Consider the following 4,943-nt stretch of genomic DNA (forward strand, 5'->3'; position numbering starts at 1 on the left):
GAAATCAAAAAGTGATTTCCAAAACAAATCTAGTAAGAAATTGCTAGCGAAGTCAAGTATGACGCTAAGGAAACTTATTCACGGTGTTGAATAAGTATTCAAATTCATTTTAACGAGAGTTTGATCCTGGCTCAGGACGAACGCTGGCGGCGTGCCTAATACATGCAAGTCGAACGAACCAAAGAGAAGCTTGCTTCTCTGTCGGTGAGTGGCGGACGGGTGAGTAACACGTGGGCAACCTGCCTATCAGCGGGGGATAACACTTGGAAACAGGTGCTAATACCGCATAACAGTAAGGTTCGCATGAACCTTGTTTGAAAGACGGTTTCGGCTGTCACTGATAGATGGGCCCGCGGTGCATTAGCTAGTTGGTGGGGTAAAGGCCTACCAAGGCGACGATGCATAGCCGACCTGAGAGGGTGATCGGCCACACTGGGACTGAGACACGGCCCAGACTCCTACGGGAGGCAGCAGTAGGGAATCTTCCGCAATGGACGAAAGTCTGACGGAGCAACGCCGCGTGTGTGAAGAAGGTTTTCGGATCGTAAAGCACTGTTGTTAGAGAAGAACAAGGAGAAGGTAACTACTTCTCCCCTGACGGTATCTAACCAGAAAGCCACGGCTAACTACGTGCCAGCAGCCGCGGTAATACGTAGGTGGCAAGCGTTGTCCGGAATTATTGGGCGTAAAGCGCGCGCAGGCGGTTTCTTAAGTCTGATGTGAAAGCCCCCGGCTTAACCGGGGAGGGTCATTGGAAACTGGGAGACTGGAGTGCAGAAGAGGAGAGTGGAATTCCATGTGTAGCGGTGAAATGCGTAGATATATGGAGGAACACCAGTGGCGAAGGCGGCTCTCTGGTCTGTAACTGACGCTGAGGCGCGAAAGCGTGGGGAGCAAACAGGATTAGATACCCTGGTAGTCCACGCCGTAAACGATGAGTGCTAAGTGTTAGGGGGTTTCCGCCCCTTAGTGCTGCAGCAAACGCATTAAGCACTCCGCCTGGGGAGTACGACCGCAAGGTTGAAACTCAAAGGAATTGACGGGGGCCCGCACAAGCGGTGGAGCATGTGGTTTAATTCGAAGCAACGCGAAGAACCTTACCAGGTCTTGACATCCTTTGACCACTCTGGAGACAGAGCTTCCCCTTCGGGGGCAAAGTGACAGGTGGTGCATGGTTGTCGTCAGCTCGTGTCGTGAGATGTTGGGTTAAGTCCCGCAACGAGCGCAACCCTTGATTTTAGTTGCCAGCATTTAGTTGGGCACTCTAAAGTGACTGCCGGTGCAAGCCGGAGGAAGGTGGGGATGACGTCAAATCATCATGCCCCTTATGACCTGGGCTACACACGTGCTACAATGGATGGTACAAAGGGTAGCGAAGCCGCGAGGTGGAGCCAATCCCATAAAACCATTCTCAGTTCGGATTGCAGGCTGCAACTCGCCTGCATGAAGCCGGAATCGCTAGTAATCGCGGATCAGCATGCCGCGGTGAATACGTTCCCGGGCCTTGTACACACCGCCCGTCACACCACGAGAGTTTGTAACACCCGAAGTCGGTAGGGTAACCTTTATGGAGCCAGCCGCCGAAGGTGGGACAGATAATTGGGGTGAAGTCGTAACAAGGTAGCCGTATCGGAAGGTGCGGCTGGATCACCTCCTTTCTAAGGAATAGGAAACCTACGGATCTTTTTCCCTTCTTTTGTTCAGTTTTGAGAGGTCTATACTCTCAAACTGTTCATTGTTCTTTGAAAACTAGATAAGAAAAGTTAGTAAAGCCGAAATAAGTGAGAACTTATTTCGAACCAGTAACCGAGAATCAATCGAGAGAGCAATCTTTCAATACACGGTTCGTCTCACTATCGCAAGTGAACGAATCGAACCTTTTACTTCGTAGAAGTAAAAAAGAGGTTAAGTAAGGAAGGGCGCACGGTGGATGCCTTGGCACTAGGAGCCGAAGAAGGACGGGACTAACACCGATATGCTTTGGGGAGCTGTACGTAAGCGTTGATCCAGAGATTTCCGAATGGGGGAACCCACTATCTTTAGTCGGATAGTATCCTTGTGTGAATACATAGCACAAGGAAGGCAGACCCAGGGAACTGAAACATCTAAGTACCTGGAGGAAGAGAAAGAAAAATCGATTTCCTGAGTAGCGGCGAGCGAAACGGAAAGAGCCCAAACCAAGAAGCTTGCTTCTTGGGGTTGTAGGACACTCTATACGGAGTCAGAAAAGAAAGTGATAAATGAAGCGGTCTGGAAAGGCCCGCCAGAGACGGTAACAGCCCGGTAGTTGAAATGACTTTCTCTCCAGAGTGGATCCTGAGTACGGCGGAACACGTGAAATTCCGTCGGAATCCGGGAGGACCATCTCCCAAGGCTAAATACTCCCTAGTGACCGATAGTGAACCAGTACCGTGAGGGAAAGGTGAAAAGCACCCCGGAAGGGGAGTGAAACAGTTCCTGAAACCGTGTGCCTACAAGTAGTTAGAGCCCGTTAATGGGTGATAGCGTGCCTTTTGTAGAATGAACCGGCGAGTTACGATTTGTTGCAAGGTTAAGCGGAAAAAGCGGAGCCGTAGCGAAAGCGAGTCTGAATAGGGCGATTGAAGTAACAGGTCGTAGACCCGAAACCAGGTGATCTACCCATGTCCAGGATGAAGGTAAGGTAATACTTACTGGAGGTCCGAACCCACGCACGTTGAAAAGTGCGGGGATGAGGTGTGGGTAGCGGAGAAATTCCAATCGAACTTGGAGATAGCTGGTTCTCTCCGAAATAGCTTTAGGGCTAGCCTCGAAGGAAGAGTCATGGAGGTAGAGCACTGTTTGGACTAGGGGCCCCTCTCGGGTTACCGAATTCAGATAAACTCCGAATGCCATTGACTTATCTTCGGGAGTCAGACTGCGAGTGATAAGATCCGTAGTCGAAAGGGAAACAGCCCAGACCACCAGTTAAGGTCCCCAAATATACGTTAAGTGGAAAAGGATGTGGGGTTGCTTAGACAACCAGGAGGTTGGCTTAGAAGCAGCCATCCTTGAAAGAGTGCGTAATAGCTCACTGGTCGAGTGACCCCGCGCCGAAAATGTACCGGGGCTAAACGTATTACCGAAACTGTGGATGAACCTCTTTGGAGGTTCGTGGTAGGAGAGCGTTCTAAGGGCAGAGAAGCTAGACCGGAAGGACTAGTGGAGCGCTTAGAAGTGAGAATGCCGGTATGAGTAGCGAAAGAAGGGTGAGAATCCCTTCCACCGAATATCTAAGGTTTCCTGAGGAAGGCTCGTCCGCTCAGGGTTAGTCGGGACCTAAGCCGAGGCCGATAGGCGTAGGCGATGGACAACAGGTGGAGATTCCTGTACCAGTCTTGATTGTTTGACCAATGGGGTGACACAGAAGGATAAGGAAGCGCACGGATGGAAGAGTGCGTCCAAGCAGTGAGTGTAAGAAGTAGGCAAATCCGCTTCTTGCGAAGCATGAGCTGTGATGGGGAAGGAAATAGAGTACGGAAGTTCCTGATTTCACGCTGTCAAGAAAAGCCTCTAGGAAGAGAAAGACTGCCCGTACCGCAAACCGACACAGGTAGATGAGGAGAGAATCCTAAGGTGAGCGAGAGAACTCTCGTTAAGGAACTCGGCAAAATGACCCCGTAACTTCGGGAGAAGGGGTGCTCTGATAGGGTGAAAGCCCGAGAGAGCCGCAGTGAATAGGCCCAGGCGACTGTTTAGCAAAAACACAGGTCTCTGCAAAACCGTAAGGTGACGTATAGGGGCTGACGCCTGCCCGGTGCTGGAAGGTTAAGAGGATGGGTTAGCATCTGCGAAGCTCAGAATTGAAGCCCCAGTAAACGGCGGCCGTAACTATAACGGTCCTAAGGTAGCGAAATTCCTTGTCGGGTAAGTTCCGACCCGCACGAAAGGCGCAACGATCTGGCACTGTCTCAACGAGAGACTCGGTGAAATTATAGTACCTGTGAAGATGCAGGTTACCCGCGACAGGACGGAAAGACCCCGTGGAGCTTTACTGCAACCTGATATGGAATGTTTGTACCGCTTGTACAGGATAGGTAGGAGCCATTGAATCGTGTGCGCCAGCATACGAGGAGGCGCTGGTGGGATACTACCCCCGCTGTATGACCATTCTAACCCGCCACGCTTAGCGCGTGGGGAGACAGTGTCAGGTGGGCAGTTTGACTGGGGCGGTCGCCTCCTAAAGTGTAACGGAGGCGCCCAAAGGTTCCCTCAGAATGGATGGAAATCATTCGCAGAGTGTAAAGGCACAAGGGAGCTTGACTGCGAGACTGACAAGTCGAGCAGGGACGAAAGTCGGGCTTAGTGATCCGGTGGTTCCGCATGGAAGGGCCATCGCTCAACGGATAAAAGCTACCCCGGGGATAACAGGCTTATCTCCCCAAGAGTCCACATCGACGGGGAGGTTTGGCACCTCGATGTCGGCTCGTCGCATCCTGGGGCTGTAGTCGGTCCCAAGGGTTGGGCTGTTCGCCCATTAAAGCGGCACGCGAGCTGGGTTCAGAACGTCGTGAGACAGTTCGGTCCCTATCCGTCGCGGGCGCAGGAAATTTGAGAGGAGCTGTCCTTAGTACGAGAGGACCGGGATGGACGCACCGCTGGTGTACCAGTTGTTCCGCCAGGAGCATCGCTGGGTAGCTATGTGCGGCAGGGATAAACGCTGAAAGCATCTAAGCGTGAAGCCCCCCTCAAGATGAGATTTCCCATTTCTTCGGAAAGTAAGATCCCTGAAAGATGATCAGGTAGATAGGTTTGGAGTGGAAGTGTGGCGACACATGGAGCGGACAAATACTAATCGATCGAGGACTTAACCTCAAACTTTGATTCCCTGGTTTTTTGAACCCTTTTCTTCTCTAGTTTTGAGAGAACAACGTTCTTTCAGTCAAACTTGTCTGGTGGCTATGGCGAGAAGGTCACACCCGTTC

General features: G+C 51.5%; 2 rRNA genes. Both read left to right on the top strand.

Features of this window, described 5'->3' with window-relative positions:
• Nucleotides 1-108 precede the first annotated feature (108 nt).
• Nucleotides 109-1,658 (top strand): 16S ribosomal RNA (locus tag MFLO_RS14230).
• Nucleotides 1,659-1,903: 245 nt separating this feature from the next.
• Nucleotides 1,904-4,833 (top strand): 23S ribosomal RNA (locus MFLO_RS14235).
• The 16S and 23S rRNA genes sit together here, the layout of an rRNA operon.
• Nucleotides 4,834-4,943: the final 110 nt, after the last annotated feature.

The sequence above is a fragment of the Listeria floridensis FSL S10-1187 genome, from assembly GCF_000525875.1.
GTDB lineage: Bacteria > Bacillota > Bacilli > Lactobacillales > Listeriaceae > Listeria > Listeria floridensis.